The sequence below is a fragment of the Kitasatospora sp. NPDC056327 genome, assembly GCF_042261735.1.
In the GTDB taxonomy this organism is placed as follows: domain Bacteria; phylum Actinomycetota; class Actinomycetes; order Streptomycetales; family Streptomycetaceae; genus Kitasatospora.
The window spans coordinates 1-22,810 of the sequence record NZ_JBHJRC010000118.1 but is presented as its reverse complement, the minus strand read 5'-3'; the positions used below and the strand labels follow the sequence as shown (position 1 = coordinate 22,810).

At 76.9% G+C, this 22,810-nt stretch carries 11 protein-coding genes; 6 read left to right on the top strand and 5 right to left on the bottom strand.

Annotated elements, in window-relative coordinates; all coding sequences use genetic code 11:
* Positions 1-53 precede the first annotated feature (53 nt).
* A complete protein-coding gene (locus ACFCX4_RS18920) occupies positions 54-461 on the bottom strand; it encodes a hypothetical protein (protein WP_376143791.1) in 408 nt (135 codons plus the stop codon).
* 316 nt (positions 462-777) lie between these two features.
* On the opposite strand from ACFCX4_RS18920, the gene ACFCX4_RS18915 reads away from it, so the two are divergent.
* Both ACFCX4_RS18915 and ACFCX4_RS18910 read left to right on the top strand, forming a co-directional pair.
* Complete coding sequence (locus ACFCX4_RS18915) at positions 778-1,836, top strand: phosphotriesterase (protein WP_376143789.1); 1,059 nt, start codon at positions 778-780, stop codon at positions 1,834-1,836.
* A complete protein-coding gene (locus ACFCX4_RS18910; protein ID WP_376143787.1) occupies positions 1,833-2,903 on the top strand; it encodes a phosphotriesterase in 1,071 nt (356 codons plus the stop codon). The genes ACFCX4_RS18915 and ACFCX4_RS18910 overlap by 4 nt, the downstream gene beginning before the upstream one ends.
* 65 nt (positions 2,904-2,968) lie before the next feature.
* Here ACFCX4_RS18910 and ACFCX4_RS18905 read toward each other — a convergent pair whose 3' ends face one another.
* The 4 genes from ACFCX4_RS18905 to ACFCX4_RS18890 all read right to left on the bottom strand — a co-directional run bounded on the left by ACFCX4_RS18905 (position 2,969) and on the right by ACFCX4_RS18890 (position 6,538).
* Entirely contained in the window at positions 2,969-3,838 is an 870-nt protein-coding gene (locus ACFCX4_RS18905; RefSeq protein ID WP_376143785.1) for a shikimate dehydrogenase family protein, read from the bottom strand.
* 1 nt (position 3,839) lies between these two features.
* Entirely contained in the window at positions 3,840-4,904 is a 1,065-nt protein-coding gene (locus ACFCX4_RS18900) for a 3-dehydroquinate synthase family protein (protein WP_376143783.1), read from the bottom strand.
* Between the two features lie 141 nt (positions 4,905-5,045).
* Positions 5,046-6,098, bottom strand: coding sequence for an ROK family protein (locus ACFCX4_RS18895; RefSeq protein ID WP_376143781.1), 1,053 nt, complete (start codon positions 6,096-6,098; stop codon positions 5,046-5,048).
* Entirely contained in the window at positions 6,098-6,538 is a 441-nt protein-coding gene (locus ACFCX4_RS18890; RefSeq protein ID WP_376143780.1) for a type II 3-dehydroquinate dehydratase, read from the bottom strand. The genes ACFCX4_RS18895 and ACFCX4_RS18890 overlap by 1 nt, the downstream gene beginning before the upstream one ends.
* A gap of 163 nt (positions 6,539-6,701) precedes the next feature.
* Here ACFCX4_RS18890 and ACFCX4_RS18885 point away from each other — a divergent pair, with 163 nt between their 5' ends.
* The 4 genes from ACFCX4_RS18885 to ACFCX4_RS18870 form a co-directional block, all read left to right on the top strand.
* Positions 6,702-7,868 (top strand): DegT/DnrJ/EryC1/StrS family aminotransferase, encoded by a 1,167-nt coding sequence (locus ACFCX4_RS18885; RefSeq protein ID WP_376143778.1) that lies wholly within the window; start codon positions 6,702-6,704, stop codon positions 7,866-7,868.
* Positions 7,869-7,876: 8 nt separating this feature from the next.
* On the top strand, positions 7,877-8,983 hold the full coding sequence (locus tag ACFCX4_RS18880) for a Gfo/Idh/MocA family protein (RefSeq protein WP_376143776.1): 1,107 nt from the start codon (positions 7,877-7,879) through the stop codon (positions 8,981-8,983).
* A 156-nt stretch (positions 8,984-9,139) separates the two neighbouring features.
* On the top strand, positions 9,140-9,865 hold the full coding sequence (locus tag ACFCX4_RS18875; RefSeq protein ID WP_376143774.1) for an HAD-IA family hydrolase: 726 nt from the start codon (positions 9,140-9,142) through the stop codon (positions 9,863-9,865).
* Positions 9,866-10,392: 527 nt separating this feature from the next.
* A partial coding sequence (locus ACFCX4_RS18870) for an SDR family NAD(P)-dependent oxidoreductase (RefSeq protein WP_376143772.1) occupies positions 10,393-22,810 on the top strand: 12,418 nt, incomplete at its 3' end.

The window sequence follows — 22,810 nt, the reverse complement described above, 5'->3', positions numbered from 1 at the left end:
GGTCCGGGCGGTGCTGCCCGGACGGACCACGGCGGGAGGGTGGTGCGGGGGCGTCAGGCGGGGACCACCCGGTAGCTCAGCGCCGCCGCCGGGAGGTCGGACTGGGCCAGCGAGCCGGTCGCCCACGGGTGGCCGCCGGTGCAGCCGGCGCCGGTGTACAGCACCACGGACGCGGAGCCGTCGGCGACCTGGACGGAGCGGACCGCCCGCGGGAGCGCGTGGCAGGTGCCGAGGTCGCGCAGGTCGACGGTGGTCACCGCCCCGGTGCCGCCGGTGCCGGTGTACAGGTACGCGCCCTCGTGCAGCGGGGGCCATCCGGCGGCCTGCGCCGCGCCGGTGCCGAGGCCGAGCAGGGTCGTGGCGACGGCGGCGGTGAGGGTCGCGGCGGCTGCCGCGGCGCGGAGTGCGGTGCGGGGCGCGGCCCCGCGGGTGGTCCTGGGTGCCGTCCTCTGGGTGATCATGCGATCCACCTCTTCCCGGGTCTGTGACGGGCGGGGCCGAGGGGCCCCGCGGCGGCCGGTGGTGGCCGGTGGCAGCAGAGCCTGGCACGGGTGATCGGGCGCGGGGGAGGGCGGAACCGGTCAAACACGTGTGACCGGCGGCCGAAACGTCACCTGTTGGACGGGTGACTGGCCGGTGCTCGCGCCGGGGTGCGGGGGGGGGGGGGGGGGGAGGCCGCCGGCGGAGCGCGGCGAGGCGGGGCGGAGCGGGTTGGAACGCGGGGAAGTGGGCGCAAAAGCTATACGATTCGCTATCTCATTCGCTAGGCTGCGCCGCGTGTCCACATTCGATCCCGCCGATCCGGCGCCGCACGACGTGGCGGTCACCGTCGCCGGTGAGGTCGCGCCGCAGGCCCTCGGCTCCGTGCTGCCCCGGGAACACCTGCTGGGCGACTTCGCACCCTCCGACGCCGAGCTGAGCCGCCACCCGCTCCACCGGCCCGCGTTCTACCGGGCCCCCTTCGGCATGGACCTGCTCGGCGACCTCGCCCTGGGGGTCCCCAACCGGGCCGACCTGCTGCTGGACGACCGCGCGTCGGCCGTCGCCGAGGCCGACGCCTTCCGCCGCGCCGGTGGCGGCACGGTGGTCGACGCCACACCGCCCGACCTGGGCCGTGACCCGGCGGGGCTGCGGGCGGTCGCCGCCGCGACCGGCCTGCACGTCGTGATGGCCACCGGGCGCCACCGCCCCGCACCGGACGGCGCGCCCCCCGGGGCCGGCGCCCTGACCGAGGAGTTCCTCCGGGACCTCGGCGAGGGCGTCGACGGCGTCCGGGCCGGCCTGGTCGCGCTGACGGCCGCACTCGACCCGGCCGACCCCGCCGAACGCGCCGTCCTGGTCGCCGCGGCCCGGGCGTCGGCGGCGACGGGCGCGCCGGTGGCGCTCACCCGCTCCGCCGGTGCCGGGACCCAGCAGCGCGTCCTCGACCTGCTGGAGGAGGAGGGCGCGGAGCCCGCACGGATCGCCGTGGGCGGCTGCGACACCCTCGCGCCCCGGCCCGACGACCTCGAACCGCTGCTCGCCCGCGGGGTGTTCGTGCAGTTCGACCGGCTCGGCCGGCTGCCCTCGGTGCACAGCGTCCACGACGACCAGGACGTCGCCGCCGCCGTGCTCGAACTCGCGCGCCGCGGGCACGCCGGGCGGCTGCTGCTGTCGCAGGGCGCCCACGCCCGATCGCACCTGCTCGCCGGCGGTGGCGGCGGATACGGCTTCGTGCTGGGCCAGTTCGTGCCCTTCCTGCGGATGACCGGCGCCGACGACGCCCTCGTGGAGACCCTCACCGTGCGCAACCCCCGCCGGTTCCTCACCATCCCGGCCCGGAGGACAGACTCGTGAGCCGCTACCCCTTCGAGATCCCGGACCTCGCCGGCCGGGTGCTCACCGTCGCCGGGCCGGTCGACCCCTCGGTGCTCGGCAGCACCCTCATGCACGAGCACCTCTTCGTCGACCTGCGGCGTCCGCCCGGCGCCGGCCGGCCCGGCGAGGACGCCCCCGAGGCCGCCGAACCGCTCGCCCTCGCCAACCTCGCCCGCACCCGCCACGGCGCGCCGAACGCCGACAACGACGTGCTGGCGGACCCGGAGGAGATGCTCGCGGAGGTGACGGCCTTCGCCCGGGCCGGTGGGTCCACCATCGTCGAGGTCTCCCCGCGGGGCCTGGGCCGGGACCCGCGGGCCCTGCTGCGGCTGTCCCGGGAGAGCGGGCTGCACGTCGTCATGGGCGGCGGCTGGTACACCCCCGTCTTCCACCCCGCGGACCTCGGCAGCCGCAGCGTCGACGAACTCGCCGACGCGATCGTGCGCGACATCGTGCTCGGTGCCGACGGCACGGAGGTGCGCTCCGGCGTCATCGGCGAGGTCGGCGCGGAGAACGCGCCGCTGACCGACGCCGAACTGCTGAGCGTGCGCGCCAGCGGCCGGGCGAGCCGTATCACGGGCGCCCCGGTGACCTTCCACGTCGGGGGCGTCGGGGAGGAGAAGTTCCGGGTGCTGGACATCCTGGAGGAGGAGGGCGTCGACCCGTCCAACATCGTGCTGGGCCACGCCGCGGAGGTGCTCGGCGACCCCGGCTACGCCGAACGCCTGCTCGCCCGCGGCGTCTTCGTCGAGTTCGACTTCCTGGCCTCGCCCGGCAGCCCCTGGGGACACCTCGTCCTCATGAGCGACCACCGGACCGCGCGGGGCGTCGCGGACCTGGTCGAACGCGGCTATGCGGGGCAGATCGTCCTGGGCCACGACGTCTGCCAGAAGATCCAGCTGAAGAAGTACGGCGGCCAGGGCTTCGACTACATCCCGCGCCACTTCCTGCCGGCGCTGCGCCGCCTGGGAGTGGCGCAGGAGACCCTGCACGCGATCATGGTCGACAACCCGGCCCGGGCCCTCGCCTTCGCCCCACCGCGATGACACCGGGACGGCGCCGGTCGCGGTGACCGCCCCCGCCCCGCCCCGCTGGGTCGGGCCGGGGCGGGTCAGGCCGGGAGGCGGAAGAAGGACCGGTAGAGCGGCAGCTGCCGGGTGAGCATGTGGATGCCGGGGTGGGTGGCACGGCCCAGGGCGGCGGCGGCGCGCAGCAGCGGGGTCTCGGCGGGCGTCATGATGATGTCGGCGACCAGGGCGCCGGGCGGCAGCAGGGCGGGGTCGAAGGGGAGCGGGTCGGCCGGGTCGAGGCCGAGCGGTGTGGCGTTGACCGCGAGGTCGGTGTCGGCCGGCGGGCCCGGGGCGGCGGTCACCCGGCCGGGCCAGTGGGTGCCGAGCCGTTCCAGCAGGGCGTCCACCCGACCCTGGTCGGGGTCGGTGACGGTGAGCGCGGCGGCCCCCTCGGTGAGCAGTGCGGCGGCGATGGCGAGCCCCGCGCCCCCGGCGCCGGCCAGCGCCACCCGCTGCCCGGCGGGGTGACGGCCCTCGGCGGCCAGGCCGCGGACGAACCCCGTGCCGTCGAAGTTGTCGCCGTACCAGCGGCCGTCCGGCTCGCGGCGCAGCGCGTTGGTGCTGCCCAGCAGGGCCGCGGCGGGGCTGAGTTCGTCGGCGTGCCCGCACATCGCCAGCTTGTGCGGGACGGTCACCAGCAAACCGTCCAGGTTGGCGACGGCCTTCAGCCCGCGGACGACCTCGTCCAGCCGGTCCGCCGGGGCGTGCACGGGAACGAGCACGGCGTCGACGCCGCTCGCCGCGAACAGCGGGTTGAGCAGCGCGGGCGCCTTGGCCTGCGCGATCGGGTCGCCGAGCACCGCGTACAGGCGGGTGCGGCCCGAGATCGGCGGGCCCGGGACCGACGGTGCTGCGATCGGCGGGCCGACGACCGGTGGGCCGGGGCGGGCCGCTTCGGGGGCCGGGGTCATCTCAGACCTCCCCGGCGGCGGCGCGCGGCATGGCGTCCAGCGTGCGGGCGACCACCGCCTCGGGCACGTCGCGGACGAGTTCGGCGCCGAGCGGGCCGTCCAGCACGAAGGAGAGACCGTCGACGGCCTTCTTGTCCAGCCGCATCAGGGCGATCAGCGCCCCGGTGCCGACCCCGGCCGGCAGCGCGGTCGGCAGGCCGTAGTGGGCGACCACCTCGTGGTGCTCGGCGACCCGCCCGGGGCCGATCCGGCCGAGCGCGCCCGCCAGCAGGCCGGCGAAGACCGTGCCGACGCCGACCGCCTCGCCGTGCCGCAGCCGGAAGTCGGTGGCGCGTTCCAGCGCGTGGCCCAGGGTGTGGCCGTAGTTGAGGATGTGCCGCAACCCGGCGTCGCGCTCGTCGGCGGCCACCACGGCGGCCTTGCGGGCGACGCTCGCGGCGATCTGCTCGGGCAGCGGCAGGTGCCGGAGGTCCCCGGCGCCGATGAAGTGGCAGCGGGCGATCTCCCCGTAGCCGTTGACGCGTTCGCGCGGCGGGAGGGTGCTGAGGTAGTCGGTGTCGCAGAGGACGGCGGAGGGCTGCCAGTAGGCGCCGACCAGGTTCTTGCCCTCCGGGAGGTTGACCGCCGTCTTGCCGCCGACGCTCGCGTCGACCTGGGCCAGCAGCGAGGTGGGCAGGTGCACCACGGGCACCCCCCGGTGGTACAGCGCGGCGGCGAGCCCGACCGCGTCGGTGGTGGTGCCGCCGCCGCAGGAGACCACGGCATCCGCCCGGCCCAGGCCGAACGCGGTGAAGCGGCTGCACAGTTCGGCGACCCAGGCGAGGGACTTGCCCTCCTCGCCGTCCTTCGCCTCCACCACCAGGGTGTCGAGCCCGGTGTCGGGCAGCCACTCGGCGGGCCGGGCGCTCACCACCGCGACCCGGCGGGCGCCGATCCCGGCGAGCACCCCGGCCAGCCGGTGGCGGGCGCCGGGGCCGATCAGCACCGGGTAGCCGCGCTCGCCCAGTTCCACGTCGATGCGCCGCAGCCCGCCGTCCGTGCGGACGGGGGTTTCTGTCGTGGTCAACTCGGCTCCCAGGGCTGGTCGGTACGGTCGTGGCCGGTCGGTACGGGTGGTTCGGTGCAGATGATTCGGTGCGGGGTGGTGCGGGGTGGTGCGGCGCGGTGCGGTGATGCGTGATGCGGTGCGCCCGCAGCCGGGCGGGGTTCAGGGCAGGGGCTGCAGGCGTGCCAGCGCGAGGGCGCCGTGCAGGGAGGACAGCCCGCCGAGCACGGCGGGCCGGATCGCGGGCACCGGCCCGCCCGGGCGGGCCAGCGCGGCCGTGCGGGCCGCCACCCGGGCGGTGAAGCCGGGCAGCCCCTCGGCGAACCCGCCGCCCAGCACGGTCAGTTCGGGGTGGAACAGCTCGCCGAGCGAGACCACCGCCGCCGCCAGCGCGGAGCAGGTCTCCTCGACGGCCTGCTCCGCCCACGGCGCGCCCTCGGCCAGTCCGGTCCGCAGCTCCGCGTACTCGACCGGCGCGCCGCGCAGCAGCTCCGCGCGCCGCAGCGTCGCCGGACCGGAGGCGACGGCCTGGAGGCAGCCGCGGCGCCCGCAGTCGCAGACCGGGCCCCGGCGGTCGACGATCACGTGACCCGCCTCGAAGGAGCCGCGGCCCGGGCCCGGCAGCGGCGCGCCGCCGTGCACGGCGCCGCCGCCGACGCCCGTCCCGACGCCCAGGTAGACCAGGTGCCCGCACCCGGCGTTCACCGCCTCGGCGAGCGCGGCGAGGTCGCCGTCGTCCGCCCAGGCCACCGCGGCGTCGGGGAAGAGCCGCCGCAGGGCCGGGACGAGGTCGAAGCCGCGCCAGCCGGGCCGGCCCGGCCAGGCGAGCACCCGCCCGTCGGGGCCGAGGGTCGCGGGCACGGCCACGCCGACCGCCGCGAAGTCGCCGTCCCAGCGCTCGCGCAGGTCGGCGACCGTGCCGGCCAGCGCCGTCCAGTCGGCGTAGGCGCCGGCGATCCGGGCACCGGGCCAGCGCAGCACGGCCTCCTCGGTGCGGACCGGCCCGCCGGCCGGGCCCTCCTCGGCGCGCAGCGCCACCTTGGTGCCGCCGATGTCGATGCCGAGCACGCCCCGGGCGGCCGTCGGGGCCTGCGCGGTGCCGCCGCCCGCCGTCCGGTGGCCCGCCGCGGTGCCGCCCGCCGCTGCGCGGCCCGTCGCCGCAGGGGCCGTCGTCGTCGCGCCCGTCGTCGCGGTGCCCGCCGTCGCGAAGCCCATCAGGACGCCGGCACCTTCGCCAGCAGCGCCTGCGCGGCGAGCCGGTAGCCGAGCGCGCCGAGGCCGACGATCACGCCGGAGGCGAGCGGTGCCAGCACCGACTCGTGCCGGAAGGACTCGCGCGCCCAGACGTTGGACAGGTGCACCTCGACGAACGGCCGCGGGTAGGCGGCCAGCGCGTCGCGCAGGCCCCAGCCCGCGATCATCAGCGCGCCCGGGTTCACGATCGCCCCGACCGAGCCGTCCCAGGCGTCGTGCACCGCCTCGATCAGCTGACCCTCGGACTCCCGCTGGACGGAGACCACCTTCCAGCCCCGGCCGGCCACCTCCGCGGCCACCGCCGCCTCGATGTCCGCCAGGGTGTCGGTGCCGTAGACCTCCGGTTCGCGGCGGCCGAGAATCCCCAGATTGGGGCCATTCAGCAATAGCAGTTCGCTCATATTCCGGTTATAGCAGCGAGGGCCCCGGAAGAACCCCCGGACGGCCCCCCGGGATGCAGGACAAGGGCGTTGTAGGGGGGTGCGTAGGGGAGGTGACGGGCCGCATTTCCTGGGTTAGCGTGCCGTTCCACGGTCCCCCCGACAGGAAAGGCTGCGCGGAATTATGAGTGCCCAAGGACGTCCGGCCCCGGAGTTCCCGGTCTGGCCGCAGTACGACGAGACCGAGCGCGAAGGACTGCTCAGGGCCCTGGAGCAGGGCCAGTGGTGGCGGATGGGTGGCAAGGAGGTCGAGACGTTCGAGCAGGAGTTCGCCGACTACCACGGCGCCCCGAAGGCGCTCGCCGTCACCAACGGCACCCACGCCCTGGAGATCGCCCTCCAGCTGCTCGGTGTCGGCCCGGGCACCGAGGTCATCGTGCCCGCCTTCACCTTCATCTCCTCCTCCCAGGCCGCCCAGCGGCTCGGCGCCACCGCGGTGCCGGTCGACATCGACATCGACACCTACAACCTGAGCCCCGAGGCCGCCGCCGCCGCGATCACCCCGCGGACCCGGGCGATCATGCCCGTCCACATCGCCGGCCAGATCGCCGACCTGGACGCCCTCGACAAGCTCGCCGCCGACTCCGGCGTGTCGATCGTGCAGGACGCCGCGCACGCCCACGGCGCCCGCTGGAACGGCCGCCGGGTCGGCGAGCTCGGCTCGATCGCCGCGTTCAGCTTCCAGAACGGCAAGCTGATGACGGCCGGCGAGGGCGGCGCCGTCACCTTCCCCGAGACCGCCCAGTACGACGAGGCGTTCCTGCGGCACAGCTGCGGCCGGCCGCCGACGGACCGGAAGTACTACCACCAGACCTCCGGGTCCAACTTCCGGCTCAACGAGTTCTCCGCGAGCGTGCTGCGCGCCCAGCTGGCCCGCCTGGACGGCCAGATCGCCGTCCGCGAGGAGCGCGCGAAGCTGCTCAAGGGCCTGCTGACCGAGATCCCCGGCGTGGTCCCGCAGGGCCACGACGAGCGCGCCGACCGCGTGCCGCACTACATGGCGATGTTCCGGGTGCCCGGCCTCGGCGAGGAGCGGCGCAACGCCCTGGTGGACGACCTGATCGCGCGCGGCCTGCCCGCCTTCGTGGTCTTCCGCGCGATCTACCGCTCGGACGGCTTCTGGGAGTCGGCCGCGCCCGACAGCACCGTCGACGAGCTGGCGAAGGCCTGCCCCAACAGCGAGGCCCTCACCGCCGACGGCATCTGGCTGCACCACCGCACCCTGCTCGCGAGCGAGCAGGCGATCGAGGACACCGCCCAGATCGTCGCCGACGCCCTGGCCGCGGTGTGAACGCGCGGGTGAGCACGGCCGGGCGGGGGCCGGACGCCCCGGTGCGGGTGGCCGTCGTCGGCCTCGGCTGGGCGGGCCGCAGCATCTGGCTGCCCCGTCTGACGGCACACCCGGCCTACCGGGTCACCGCCGTGGTGGAGCCCGGCCCCGGCGCGGCGGAGCACGTGCCGGCCGGCGCCGAACTCCTCGCCGACGCCGACCTGCTCGGCCCCGGCACCGACCTCGCGGTCGTCGCGGTGCCGAACCACCTGCACACCCCCGTCGCCGAGCGCCTGCTCGCCCGCGGCATCCCGGTGTTCCTGGAGAAGCCGGTCTGCCTCAGCGCCGCCGAGGCGGACCGGCTGGCCGCCGCCGAGCGCGCCGGCGGGGCCGTCCTGCTGGCGGGCAGCGCCGCCCGCTACCGGCCGGACGTCGCCGCCCTGACCGCGCTCACGGAGGAGCTCGGCCCGATCCGCCACGTCGACCTCGCCTGGGTCCGCGCGAGCGGGGTCCCCGACGCCGGCGGGTGGTTCACCAGCCGCCGGCTCTCCGGGGGCGGTGCGCTGGTCGACCTCGGCTGGCACCTGCTGGACACGGCGCAGGCCGTGCTCGGCGGCGACGTCCGCTTCCCCTCGGTGCTCGGCTCGCTCTCCGCCGACTTCGTCAACGACGGCGCGCGCGGCGCCGGCTGGCGCGGCACCGGGGGGCCGGACGGCGCGGGCGACGTCGAGGACACCGCCCGCGGCTTCCTGGTCACCGACACCGGAGTCTCGGTGGCGGTCCGGGCCAGCTGGGCCTCCCACGAACCCGTCGACACCACCCGGATCACCGTGGAGGGCGCCACCGGCTCCGCGACCCTGGAGTGCACCTTTGGCTTCAGCCCCAACCGCCGCGTCCCGCGCCTCACCCGGACCCGCGACGGCGTCACCACCGACGTCCCGCTGCCCGCGGAGAGCGTCGGCACCGAGTACGTGCGCCAGCTCGACATCCTGCCCGGTCTGCTCGCCGACCCGGCCTCGCGCGGCGCGGCCGTGAACCGCGCCCACCACACCATCTCGGTCATCGAGCGCCTCTACGAGGCCGCCCGCGCCCCGCGTACGCGGCTGGCCGACGAGGCCGCGGCCCTCGCCGTCTGACCGCCGTCCCCGGTGTCCCCGCCGCTCCGCACCGGGCGGCGGAACCACCCGGGCGGCCCCGCGCCCCGGCCCCGGAGGCCGTGCCCCACCTCGCCGGCCCCCGGGGCGTCAGGCCCGGTCACCCGTCCGGGCCGCCCCCCGTCCCATGGAGATCCCATGCCGATCGAACCGCCCGCAGCCACCGCCCCGACCACCGCGCCCGACGGCCGCGCGCTCGCCGCGTTCTCCCCGCTGCGCGCCGTCGTCTTCGACCTGGACGGCGTCATCGTCGACAGCTTCGACGTGATGCGCCGGGCGTTCCTGACCGCGTACGAGGAGGTGGTCGGCGACGGCAGGCCGCCGTTCGAGGAGTACTGCCGCCACCTGGGCCGCTACTTCCCGGACATCATGCGGATCATGGGGCTGCCGCTCGCCCTCGAAGAGCCCTTCGTCCGGGAGAGCTACCGGCTCGCCCACCAGGTCACCGTGCACGCCGGGGTGCGGGAGCTGCTCGTCGAGCTCAACCGGCGTGGTGTCCGGCTGGCCGTGGCCACCGGCAAGAGCGGCCCCCGGGCCCGCTCGCTGCTCGACCAGCTCGGCCTGCTGCACCACTTCGACCACGTGCTCGGCTCCGACGAGGTGCCCCGGGCCAAGCCCGCGCCCGACATCGTGCTGCGCGCCCTGGAACTGCTCGACGTGCCGGCCGGGCGGACCGCCATGGTCGGCGACGCCGTCACCGACCTGGCGAGCGCCCGGGGCGCCGGGGTCGGCGCGATCGCCGCGCTGTGGGGCGAGACCGACGAGCCGGCGCTGCTCGCCGAGCGGCCCGACGCGGTGCTGCGCCGGCCCGGTGACCTGCTCGACCTGCTCGCCCTGCTGCCCGAGCCCGTCCCGGTGCACTGACCGCGGTGCACCGACCGCGGCGCACCGGTCCCGGTGCACCGCCCCCGAGCCCCGACCGGCCGGCCGCCCCACCGGCCCGCGCCGGTCCGCCCACCCTCCCGCACCGCCCCGCCGGACCCACGCCCGGCGGGGCGCTGCCGTTCCCGGCGGCGGAGACGGGGGCGGGGCGCAGGGGGTGCGCCGGAGGTGCGGGCCGGGCAGGGCCGGGGGCGGACCGCGACGGTCCGGCCCGCCGGCCTCGCCCGCCGTCCCGCCGCGTCCCGCCCCTCCGCCGCGGTTAGGGCCCGTATAGGGGGTCGGATAGGGGCGGCCCCGAGCCCGTCCCGCACGAGACTGTGACCGGCGGGAATTCGCGTACGGCCGCCCCGGAAAGTCCGCCCGGCAATGCGCCGGCCCCGCACCGCGAAAATCCCGCCCGGAAAAGGAATTCGCGTTCCGCCACCGCCCGGCCCCACCCGGCGGAAAAGGAATGCGCCCACCCGGCGACCGATCCGATCCGACCCGATCCGACCCAAGGAAGTGACGGCATGTTGCGCACCGAGCTGATCCGGCCGCTGCCCGAACTGCTGGCCGAGCACGCCCGCGACAGCTCGGACAGGACCGCGTTCCGCGACGCCGTCCGCGGCGTGACCTACGGCGAGCTGCACGCCCGCACCGGCCGGATCGCCGGCCACCTCGCCGACCTGCGCCTCCAGCCCGGCGACCGGGCGGCCATCCTGCTCGGCAACAGCGTCGAGGTGGTCGAGAGCTACTTCGGCATCCTGCGTGCCGGTGCGATCGCCGTCCCGCTCAACCCGCACGCCACCGAGGCCGAGCTCACCCACCTCCTGGACGACAGCGGTGCCCGCTTCGTCATCACCGACGCCGCCCGCGCCGCCGGCCTGGACGCCCTCGCGCGCGGCCGGGCCGACCTGCGGGTGATCGTCACCGGAGAGGGCCCCGCCCCGGCCGGCACCCTCTCCTTCGAGACCCTCGCCACCACCGCCCCCGCGACCCCCGCGCGCGACGACCTCGGGCTGGACGACCCCGCCTGGATGCTCTACACCTCCGGCACCACCGGCCGCCCCAAGGGCGTGCTGTCCACCCAGCGCAACTGCCTCTGGTCGGTCGCCGCCTGCTACGTGCCGGTGCCCGGGCTGACCGCCGAGGACCGGGTGGTCTGGCCGCTGCCGCTGTTCCACAGCCTCTCCCACATCGCCTGCGTGCTGAGCGTCACCGCCGTCGGCGCCACCGCCCGCATCCTCGACGGGTTCGCCGCGCAGGACGTCCTGGAGGCCGTCCGCGAGGAGTCCGCGACCTTCCTGGCCGGCGTGCCGACCATGTACCAGCAGCTGGTCCGCGCCGCCCGCGAGGACGGCTTCACCGCCCCGGCGCTGCGGATGTGCCTGGTCGGCGGCGCGATGACGACCGCCGCGCTGCGCCGTTCCTTCGAGGAGGCGTTCGGCGCGCCGCTCATCGACGCCTACGGCTCCACCGAGACCTGCGGCTCGATCACCGTCAACTGGCCCACCGGCGCCCGCGTCGAGGGCTCCTGCGGCCTGCCCGTGCCCGGCCTGGGCGTGCGCCTCGTCGACGTCGGGACCGGCCTGGACGCCGCCGACGGCGAGGAGGGCGAGGTCTGGGTGCGCGGCCCGAGCGTGATGCTCGGCTACCACAACCAGCCCGAGGCCACCGAGCAGGCGCTGCGCGGCGGCTGGTACCACACCGGCGACCTCGCCCGGCGGGACGGCTCCGGCTACTTCACCATCACCGGCCGGATCAAGGAACTCATCATCCGCGGCGGCGAGAACATCCACCCGGCCGAGGTCGAGGAGGTGCTGCGCGGGGTGCCCGGCGTCGCGGACGTCGCCGTCGTCGGCAAGCCCCACGAGGTGCTCGGCGAGGTGCCGGTGGCGTTCCTGGTGCCCGGCCCCGGCGGCCTCGACCCGGAGGCCCTGCTGGCCGCCTGCCGGGAACGGCTCTCCTACTTCAAGGTCCCCGAGGAGCTGTACGAGACCGAGCGCATCCCGCGCACCGCCTCCGGCAAGATCACCCGGCACGTGCTGCTCGACGCGCCCGCCCGGCTGCGGGCCGCCGGCGGCAGCCACTACGAGCACCTCTTCCGGGTCGACTGGCTGCCGCTCTCCTCCGTCCCCGGCGCCCGCCCCGCCGCCGGTACCTGGGCCGTGCTCGGCGCGGACGTCTTCGGCCTCGCCGACGCGCTCGGCGCCGCCGCCCACCCCGACCCCGCCGCGCTGGCCGCCGCCGGCCCGCTGCCCGACGCCGCCGTGCTCGGCGTCGGCGCCGGCCTGCGCACCCCCGGCCCGCTCGCCGCCGACGTCGAGGACGCCGTGCGCGCCCTCGACGGGCAGCTGACCGCCTGGCTCGCCGAGGAGCGGCTCGCCGACACCGTGCTGGCCGTCGTCACCCGGGGCGCCGCCGGCCCCGGCGGTGCCACCGACCTCGTCCAGGCCGCCCTGCGCGGCGTGGTCCGCGCCGCCCGGGTGGCCAACCCCGGCCGCTTCCTGCTGGTCGACCTCGACGCCGGGGAGAACGCCGCCGACGCCCTGGCCACCGCCGTCGCCTCCGGCGAGCCCGAGCTGGTCGTCCGCTCCGGCGTGGCGCTGCGCCCGCGCGCCGCCCGGGTGTCCGCCGCGCTCGCCCACGGCGAGCCCGGGGCCCGCTTCGACCCCCGCCGGGCCGTCCTGGTCACCGGTGCGGACGGGCCGGCCGCCGCCGCCGTCGCCCACCACCTGGTCGCCGGCCGCGGGGTGCGCCGCATCCTGCTCACCAGCCCCCACGGCGCCGCCGACCGGACCGCCGCCGCCCTCGCCGAACGGCTCAGCGCGGCCGGCGCCGAGACCACCCTCACCGCGCTCGACCTCGCCGACCGTGAGGCCCTGGCCGGCTGGCTGGCCACCCCGGGCGTGCGCTTCAACGCCGTCGTGCACACCCCCGGCGCTGCCTTTCCCGGCCTCGGCGCCGCCCTCGCCGCCGCCGTCAACCTGCACGAACTGACCGCGGGCACCGAGCTGTCCGCCTTCGTGGTGCACACCCCCACGGTGGGCCCGCTCGGCACCCCCGGCGCCCCCGGGGAGGCCGCGGCCGCGGCCTTCCTCGACGCGCTCGCCCACCACCGCAGCCGGCACGGCCTGCCCGGCCTCGCCCTGATCACCGGCCCCGCCGACGGCGACGGCCGCCCGGTGCCGCCCGGCCTCGGCCGGCTCACCGCCCAGGAGAGCGCCGCCGCGTTCGACGCCGCGCACCTGGCCGAGCACACCTCCCTGCTGCTGCTCCGGCTCGACCCCGAGGGGCTGGACGCGCTCGCCCCGCAGGACGTCCCGGCCCTGCTGCGCGACCTCATCGACACCCCGGCCGGCCCGAGCGCCCCCGACACCGCGACCGCCGCCGCGCTGCGCCGCCGCCTCTCCGGCCGCTCCGCCGCCGACCGGCAGCGGGACCTCCTCGACCTCGTCCTCGCGGAGACCGGCGGGCTGGCCGGCGACGGCCCCGACCCGATCCGCCCCGACGGCCCGTTCAAGGACCTCGGCTTCACCTCCGCCACCGCCGTCGAGCTGCGCGGGCGCCTCACCGCCGCCACCGGCCTGCGGCTGCCCGCCACCCTCGCCTTCGACCACCCCACCCCGAAGGCCGTCGCGGCCTTCCTGCTCACCGTGCTGACCGGCCGTCCGGCCGCCGCCCGGCCCGCGCCCGTACCGCGCCCGGTGCCGCCCGGCGAGGACCCGATCGTCATCGTCGGCGCCGCCTGCCGGCTGCCCGGCGGCGTCGCCTCCCCGGCCGACCTGTGGCGGCTGGTCGCCGAGGGCACCGACGCGATCACGCCCTTCCCCCGCGACCGCGGCTGGGACCTCGACGCCCTCTACGACCCGGACCCGGCCGTCCCCGGCACCTCCTACGCCCGCCACGGCGGATTCCTGCACGACGCCGGCGAGTTCGACGCGGCCTTCTTCGGCATCTCCCCGCGCGAGGCGCTGGCGACGGACCCGCAGCAGCGGCTGCTGCTGGAGACCTCCTGGGAGCTGCTGGAGCGGGCGGGCATCGACCCGACCTCGCTGAAGGGGCAGCCGGTCGGCGTCTACGCGGGCCTGATGTACCACGACTACGCCACCGACCTCGCCGAGGTCCCGGACGGCCTGGAGGGCTACCTCGGCACCGGCAACGCCGGCTCCGTCGCCTCCGGCCGCATCTCCTACACCCTCGGCCTCGAAGGCCCGTCGGTGACGGTGGACACCGCCTGCTCCTCCTCCCTGGTGGCGCTGCACCTCGCCGCCCAGGCGCTGCGCGACGGCGAGTGCACGCTCGCCCTGGCCGGCGGCGCCGCGATCATGGCCCGGCCCACCTCCTTCGTCGAGTTCTCCCGCCAGCGCGCGCTCTCCGCCGACGGCCGGGCCCGCGCCTACGCGGACGCCGCGGACGGCACCGCCTGGTCCGAGGGTGTCGGCCTGGTGCTGCTGGAGCGGCTGTCGGACGCGCGGCGGCTGGGGCACGAGGTGCTGGCGGTGGTCCGGGGTTCGGCGGTCAACCAGGACGGTGCGTCCAACGGCCTCACCGCCCCGAACGGCCCCTCGCAGGAGCGGGTGATCCTCGCCGCGCTCGCCGACGCCGGACTGACCACGGCCGACGTCGACGCCGTGGAGGGGCACGGGACGGGGACGTCCCTGGGCGACCCGATCGAGGCGCAGGCCGTGCTGGCCACCTACGGTCAGGGCCGTCCGGCCGAACAGCCGCTCTGGCTGGGCTCGTTGAAGTCCAACATCGGCCACGCCCAGGCGGCGGCCGGCGTCGCCGGGGTGATCAAGATGGTGGAGGCGCTGCGGCACGGCGTGCTGCCGAGGAGCCTGCACATCGACGCGCCCAGCTCCCGGGTCGACTGGGAATCCGGCGCGGTCGCCCTGCTCACCGAGGAGCGGGCCTGGCCGGAGGTCGACCGGCCGCGCCGGGCCGCCGTCTCCTCCTTCGGGGTCAGCGGCACCAACGCCCACGTCGTCCTCGAACAGGCCCCCGCCCAGGGGCCCGCCGCCGGTCCGGTCGCCGCCGGACTCGACGGGGAGCTCGACGCCGGCTCCGGCGCCCCCGTGCCCTGGCTTCTGTCCGCCCGTTCCCCCGAGGCGCTGCGCGAACAGGCCGGGCGGCTCGCGGAGTTCACCGGCGACCGGCCCGGCGCCGAGGCGGCGGCCGTCGCCCGGACGCTCGCCGGCTCCCGGGCCGCGCTGGAACGGCGGGCGGTGGTGGTGGCGGCCGACCGGGAGCAGGTGCTGGGTGGGTTGCGGGCGCTGGCCGGTGGTGAGGCCGGGGCCGGGCTGGTGTCGGGCCGGGCGGAGGTGGCCGGTCGGTCGGTGTTCGTGTTCCCGGGTCAGGGTTCGCAGTGGGCGGGGATGGGGCGTCGGCTGTTCGCGGAGTCGGCGGTGTTCGCGCGGGCTCTGGAGGAGGCCGCTGAGGCGTTGAAGCCGTATGTCGACTGGTCGTTGCTGGATGTGGTGAACCAGGTTCCGGGTGCTGCGTCGCTGGAGCGGGTGGATGTGGTGCAGCCGGTGTCGTTCGCGGTGAACGTGGGTCTGGCGCGGTTGTGGGCGTCGTTGGGTGTCGTCCCCGACGCGGTGGTGGGTCATTCGCAGGGGGAGATCGCGGCGGCGCACGTCGCGGGGATCCTTTCGCTGGACGATGCGGCCGCGGTGGTGGCGCTGCGGTCGCAGGCCATCGCGCGGGGTCTGGCCGGCCGTGGTGGGATGGTGTCGATCGGACTGCCGCTCGCCGAGGTGGGCGGAGCCCTGCCCGACGGCGTCGAGGTGGCGGCCGTCAACGGCCCCTCCTCGGTGGTCGTCGCCGGTGACCCGGCCGGGCTCGACGCCGTCGTGGCCGTCTTCGAGGAGGGCGGGGCCAGGGTTCGCCGGATCCCCGTCGACTACGCGTCCCACACCGCCCATGTGGAGTCGATCGAGGCCGAACTCGCGGAGCTGCTGGGTTCCGTGAAGCCTCAGCCTGCGGCGGTTCCGTTCCTGTCGACGGTGGAGAACCGGTGGCTGGAGGGTCCGGAGCTGGACGCCGGGTACTGGTACCGCAATCTGCGGCGGACGGTCCGTTTCGCCGAGGCGGTCGAGACCCTGGCGGTGGAGGGCTTCCGGGCGTTCGTGGAGGTCAGTGCCCATCCCGTCCTCGCCCACGGGATCGTGGAGGCGCTGGAGGAGGCCGTGCAGGCGCCGACGGTGGTCACCGGGACCCTGCGCCGTGAGGACGGCGGCTGGGACCGTGTCCTGCTGGCCGCCGCCGAGCTCCACGTCCACGGCCTGCCCGTCGACTGGTCCCCGGCCTTCGCCGGAGCCGGCACCGTCCGCCCCTCCGAACTGCCGACCTACCCCTTCCAGCGCGAGCGCTACTGGCTCCGGCCGGGCCGCGCCGCCGGCGACCTCACCGCCGCGGGCCTCGACCGGGCCGGTCACCCGCTGCTGGAGACCGAACTGCTCCTCGGCACCGAGGACGGCGCCGTCTTCACCGGCCGGATCGGCGAACACACCCTGCCCTGGCTCGCCGACCACCGGGTCGGCGGCGCGACCCTGCTGCCCGGCACCGCGCTGCTCGACGCCCTCGCCCACGTCGGCCACCGGCTCGGCGCGCCCACCGTCGAGGAACTGACCGTCTCCGCTCCGCTCGTCGTCCCCGACGGCGGCGGCCTCGACCTCCAGGTCCACGTCGGCGAGGCCGAGGACGGCCGCCGTGCCGTCCGGCTGCTCACCCGCACCGGCCCCGGCCTGCCCTGGAACACCAACGCCACCGGAACGCTCGCCCCCGGGGGCCCGGAGCCCGCCGCCGCCCCGGAACTGTCGGTCTGGCCGCCCGCCGGCGCCCGCCCGCTCGACCTCGACGGCCTCTACGACCGGCTCACCGTCGACTACGGCCCCGCGTTCCACGCCGTCGAGGCCGCCTGGGTCGCCGACGGCCGCCTCCTCGCCCAGCTCCGCCTCCCCGCCACCACCTCCGACGCCGCCGCCTACGGACTGCACCCGGCCCTGCTGGACGCCGCCCTGCACCCGCTCGGCGAGGCCGGCTTCTTCCCCGGCGCCGACGTGCCCCGGCTCGCCTTCTCCTGGTCCGGCGTGCGCCTGCACGCCACCGGGGCCGAGGCGCTGCGCGTGGTCGTCACCCCCGCCGGACCCGACACCCTGACCATCCGGGCCGCCGACGACACCGGCGCCCCCGTCGTCGACGTCGAGGCGCTCACCGTGCGGCCGGTCGACCCGCGCGGACTCACCGCGGGCCCGGCCGACGACGCGGCCCTGTTCGAGGTCGACTGGGTCCCCGCCCCCGAGGCCGCCGAAGCGCCCGCCGACTGGACGCTCCACGCCGACCTGACCGGGGACACCGCACCGCCGGCCCTCGTCGTGCTGCCCGCCGGCACCGGCGCGCCCACCGACACCGTGCCCGAGCGCGCCCACGCCGTCGGCCACGACGTCCTGCGGGCCCTCCAGGCCTGGCTGGCCGACGAGCGGACCGCCGGCTCCCGGCTCGTCGTCGTCACCCGGCGCGGCGAACTCGTCCAGGAGCCCGTCCGCGGCCTGGTCCGCACCGCCCAGTCCGAGAACCCCGGCCGCTTCGTCCTGGTCGAGGCCGAGGACCCGGCCGCCGAGGCCGGGGCTGCCGCCCGGGCCGTCGCCGCCACGGACGGCGAGGAACCGCAGCTGGCGCTGCGCGACGGACGGCTGCTCGTCGCCCGGCTGCGCCGCCCGGCCGCCGGGCCCGCCCCCGCGGACGGCACGCCGTCCCCGCTCGCCGGCGGCACCGTCCTGGTCACCGGCGCCAACGGCGGCCTGGGCCGGTTGGTGGCCCGCCACCTCGCGGCCGTCCACGGCGCGGCGGAACTCGTCCTGCTCTCCCGCTCCGCCGTCCCCGCCGACCTGCTCGACGAACTCGCCGCCCACGGCACCGTGGTCCGCGCCGAGGCCGTCGACACCGCCGACCGCGCGGCCCTGGCCGCCGTCGTCGACACCGTCGCCGACCGGCTGACCGGCGTCGTCCACGTCGCCGGGATCGTCGACGACGGTGTCATCGAGGCCCTGGACGACACCAAGTGGCACGGCGTGCTGCGCCCGAAGGTCGACGCCGCCTGGCACCTCCACGAGCTGACCGCGGACCTCGGCCTCGCCGTCTTCGCGCTCTACTCCTCCGCCTCCGGCGTCCTCGGCGGCTCCGGCCAGGGCAACTACGCGGCCGGCAACGCCTTCCTGGACGGCCTGGCCATCCACCGGCGCGCGCTCGGACTGCCCGCAGTGTCGCTCGCCTGGGGTCTGTGGGCCGAGGCCGCCGGCATGGGCGGCCGGCTGAGCGACACCGACCTCGCCCGGATGGCCCGGGTCGGCACCCGCCCGCTCTCCGCCGAGCAGGGCCTCGCCCTCCTCGACGCCGCGCTCACCGGCGGCCCGCCGGCCGTGGTGCCGATCCGGCTCGACGTCACGGGCGTCCGGGCCGGGGACCTCCCGCCGCTGCTGCGCGACCTGGCCCCCGCCGCCCGCGCGACCCGCACCCTGCGACGGGCCGCCGCCCGCTCCGCCGCCGACGGCGCGGACACCCTCGCCCGGCGGCTGGCCGGACTCTCCGCCGCCGACCGCGACGAGCTGCTGACCACCCTGGTCCGCGACACCGCCGCCGCCGTCCTCGGCCACGGCACGGCCGGGGCGCTGGACGTCGACAAGGCGTTCAAGGAACTCGGCATCGACTCGCTCACCGCCGTCGAACTGCGCAACGCCCTCGGCACCGCCACCGGCCTGCGCCTGCCCGCGACCCTGGTCTTCAACTACCCGACGCCCAAGGCCCTCGCCGCACACCTCGCGACCGAACTCGGCGGCGGGGAACCGGCTCCCGCCGCCCCCGCCGTGCCCGCGGCCCCGGCGGCCGGCACCGGGGACGAACCGATCGCCATCGTCGCCGTCGGCTGCCGCTTCCCCGGCGGCCTGGACTCCGGCGAGGACCTCTGGCGCTTCGTCGCCGCCGGCGGCGACGCCGTCACCGGCCTTCCCACCGACCGCGGCTGGGACCTCGACGGCAGCTACGACCCCGACCCCGACGCCCCCGGCCGCACCTATGTGCGCGGCGGCGGGTTCCTGCCCGGCATCGCCGACTTCGACGCCGCCTTCTTCGGCATCAACCCCCGCGAGGCGCTGGCGATGGACCCGCAGCAGCGGCTGCTGCTGGAGGTCGCCTGGGAGACCCTGGAACGGGCCGGTCTCGACCCCACCGCCCTGCGCTCCACCCCGACCGGCGTCTTCATCGGGACCCACGGCCAGGACTACGGCACCCAGGGCACCGGCGGCGCGGCCGACGAGGGATACCTGGTCACCGGCAACGCGGGCAGCGTGCTCTCCGGCCGCCTCTCCTACGCCCTCGGCCTGGAGGGGCCGGCGATCACCGTCGACACCGCCTGCTCGTCCTCGCTGGTCGCCCTCCACCTGGCGGCCCAGGCGCTGCGCGCCGGCGAGTGCACCCTGGCCCTGGCCGGCGGCGCCTCGGTGATGTCCACCCTGGAGGGCCTGGTCGGCTTCTCCCGCCAGCGCGGCCTCGCCGCCGACGGCCGGAGCAAGGCCTTCGCCGACGCCGCCGACGGGTTCGGCATGTCCGAGGGCGTGGGCCTGCTGCTGCTGGAGCGGCTGTCGGACGCCCGGCGGCTGGGGCACGAGGTGCTGGCCGTGGTCCGGGGTTCGGCGGTCAACCAGGACGGCGCGTCCAACGGCCTTACCGCCCCGAACGGCCCCTCGCAGGAGCGGGTCATCCGGGCCGCGCTGGCCAACGCCCGGCTGACGGCGGCCGACGTCGACGCCGTCGAGGCGCACGGCACCGGCACCCCGCTGGGCGACCCGATCGAGGCGCACGCCCTGCTGGCCACGTACGGCAAGGGCCGTCCGGCCGAACAGCCGCTCTGGCTGGGGTCGGTGAAGTCCAACATCGGGCACACCCAGGCGGCGGCCGGTGCGGCCGGGGTGATCAAGATGGTGGAGGCGCTGCGGCACGGTGTGCTGCCGAGGAGCCTGCACATCGACGCGCCCTCCTCGCACATCGACTGGTCCTCGGGCGGCATCGCCCTGCTCACCGAGCAGCGCGACTGGCCGGAGGCCGGGCGCCCGCGCCGGGCCGGCGTCTCGGCGTTCGGCGTGAGCGGCACCAACGCGCACGTCATCCTGGAGCAGGCGGAGCCGGCCGCGGCTGCCGTCGGCGGCGACCCCGCCGAGGGCGAGGCCGCCGGGGCGGCCGACGCGGTCACCGGGGCCGGAGCGGTTCCCTGGGTGCTCTCCGGCGCCTCGGAGGCGGCCCTGCGGGCGCAGGCCGCGCGGCTGGCGGCCCATGCGGAGGGGCAGCCGTCGCCGGACCTCGCCGCCACCGCCCGCGCCCTCGTCACCGGGCGCACCCGGTTCCCCGAGCGGGCGGTGGTGGTGGCGGCCGACCGGGAGCAGGTGCTGGGTGGGTTGCGGGCGCTGGCCGGTGGTGAGGCCGGGGCCGGGCTGGTGTCGGGCCGGGCGGAGGTGGCCGGTCGGTCGGTGTTCGTGTTCCCGGGTCAGGGTTCGCAGTGGGCGGGGATGGGGCGTCGGCTGTTCGCGGAGTCGGAGGTGTTCGCGCGGGCTCTGGAGGAGGCCGCTGAGGCGCTGAAGCCTTATGTCGACTGGTCGTTGCTGGATGTGGTGAACCAGGTTCCGGGTGCTGCGTCGCTGGAGCGGGTGGACGTGGTGCAGCCGGTGTCGTTCGCGGTGAACGTCGGCCTTGCGCGCCTCTGGGCGTCGCTGGGCGTCGTCCCCGACGCGGTGGTCGGTCACTCCCAGGGCGAGATCGCGGCGGCGCACGTCGCGGGGATCCTCTCGCTGGACGACGCCGCCGCGGTGGTGGCGCTGCGGTCGCAGGCCATCGCGCGGGGCCTGGCCGGCCGCGGTGGGATGGTGTCGATCGGACTGTCGCTCGCCGAGGTGAGCGGAGCCCTGCCCGACGGCGTCGAGGTGGCGGCGGTCAACGGTCCGTCGTCGGTCGTCGTCGCCGGTGATCCGGCGGGGCTGGACGACCTTGTCGCCTCGTACGAGGCGAGGGGCGTGCGGGTGCGGCGCATCGCCGTGGACTACGCGTCCCACACCTCGCACGTGGAGTCGATCGAGGCCGAACTCGCGGAGCTGCTGGGTTCCGTGAAGCCGCAGTCCGCGGCGGTTCCGTTCCTGTCGACGGTGGAGAACCGGTGGCTGGAGGGTCCGGAGCTGGACGCCGGGTACTGGTACCGCAATCTGCGGCGGACGGTCCGTTTCGCCGAGGCGGTCGAGACCCTGGCGGTGGAGGGCTTCCGGGCGTTCGTCGAGGTCAGTGCCCATCCCGTCCTCGCCCACGGGATCGTGGAGGCGCTGGAGGAGGCCGTGCAGGCGCCGACGGTGGTCACCGGGACCCTGCGCCGTGAGGACGGGGGCTGGGACCGTGTCCTGCTGGCCGCCGCCGAGCTCCACGTCCACGGCCTGCCCGTCGACTGGTCCCCGGCCTTCGCCGGAGCCGGCACCGTCCGCCCCTCCGAACTGCCGACCTACCCCTTCCAGCACCAGCGCTTCTGGCTCGAACCCGTCGCCTCCACCGGTGACGTCACGGCCTTCGGCGTCGCCGCGGCCGAGCATCCGCTGCTCGGAACCCTGGTCGAACTGCCCGACGGGGGAGCGGTGTTCACCGGCCGCCTGGCCACCCGGACGCACCCGTGGCTGGCCGGCCACGCCGTCTCCGGGACGGTCCTGCTGCCCGGTGCGGCCTTCCTCGAACTCGCCCTCCGGGCGGGGGAGCGGACCGGCCTCGGCCGTCTGGAGGAACTGGTCGTCGAGGCGCCGGGGATCCTGCCCGGGCGCGGCGGTCTCCAGGTCCGTGTCACGGTCGACCCGGCCGCCGACGACGACCGCCGGGCCGTCCACGTGCACTCGCGTCCCGAGGACGCCGAGGGCGGCGCCTGGACCAGGCACGCCACCGGCTTCCTCGCGGCCGAGGCCGCACCGGAGTTCGGCTACGAGGCGTGGCCGCCGGCCGGCGCGGAGCCGGTCTCGGTGGACGGTTTCTACGAGCGGCTGGCGGAGGCCGGCTACGAGTACGGCGACGCCTTCCGCGGCCTGCGGGCCGCCTGGCGGTCCGGCGAGGAGGTGTTCGCCGAGGTCGCGCTGCCGGACGAACTGGCCGACTCCGCCGGGAGGTTCGGGCTGCACCCGGCCCTGCTGGACGCCGCCCTGCAGTCCGCCAACCTGGGCGCGGCGCCGGTGGCCGGCCCGGGGGAGGTGCTGCTGCCGTTCGCCTGGAACGACGTCGCCCTGTTCGCCTCGGGAGCCACCGCGCTGCGGGTGCACGCCCGCCGGGAGGGTCCGGACAGCGTGTCCTTCGCGCTGACCGACCCGGCCGGCCGGCCCGTCGGCGCCGTCGGGGCGCTGGTCCTGCGGCCGGTGGCACCCGAGCGGCTCTCCGCCACCCGGGACGCCGCCGCCGAGCACCTGTACCGGGTCGACTGGACGCCGACCGACCTCCCGAGGGCGGCGGACCGCGCGGCCGAGGAGGACGTGCTCGACCTGACCCGCGCTCCCGAGGGACTGCCGGCGCCGCAGGCGGCCCGCGTCCTGGCCGGTGCCGCGCTCGCCGGGATCCAGGAGCACCTGTCCGGCGACTCCGCCCGCCCGCTCGCCGTCCTGACGGCGAACGCGGCCGGGGACCCGGTGGCCGCCGCCGTCTGGGGCCTGGCCCGCACCGCACAGCTCGAACACCCCGGCCGGATCGTCCTGGTGGACACCGACGGCTCGGCGGCGCCCGCCGCGCTGGTGGCCGACGCGCTCGCGTCCGGCGAACCGCAGGTGGCGTGGCGTGCCGGGGGCGCGGTGGTGCCGCGTCTGGTCCGGGCCTCGGTTCCGGTGGGGGGTGGTGTGCCGGATCCGGCGGGGACGGTGCTGGTGACGGGTGGTACGGGGACGCTGG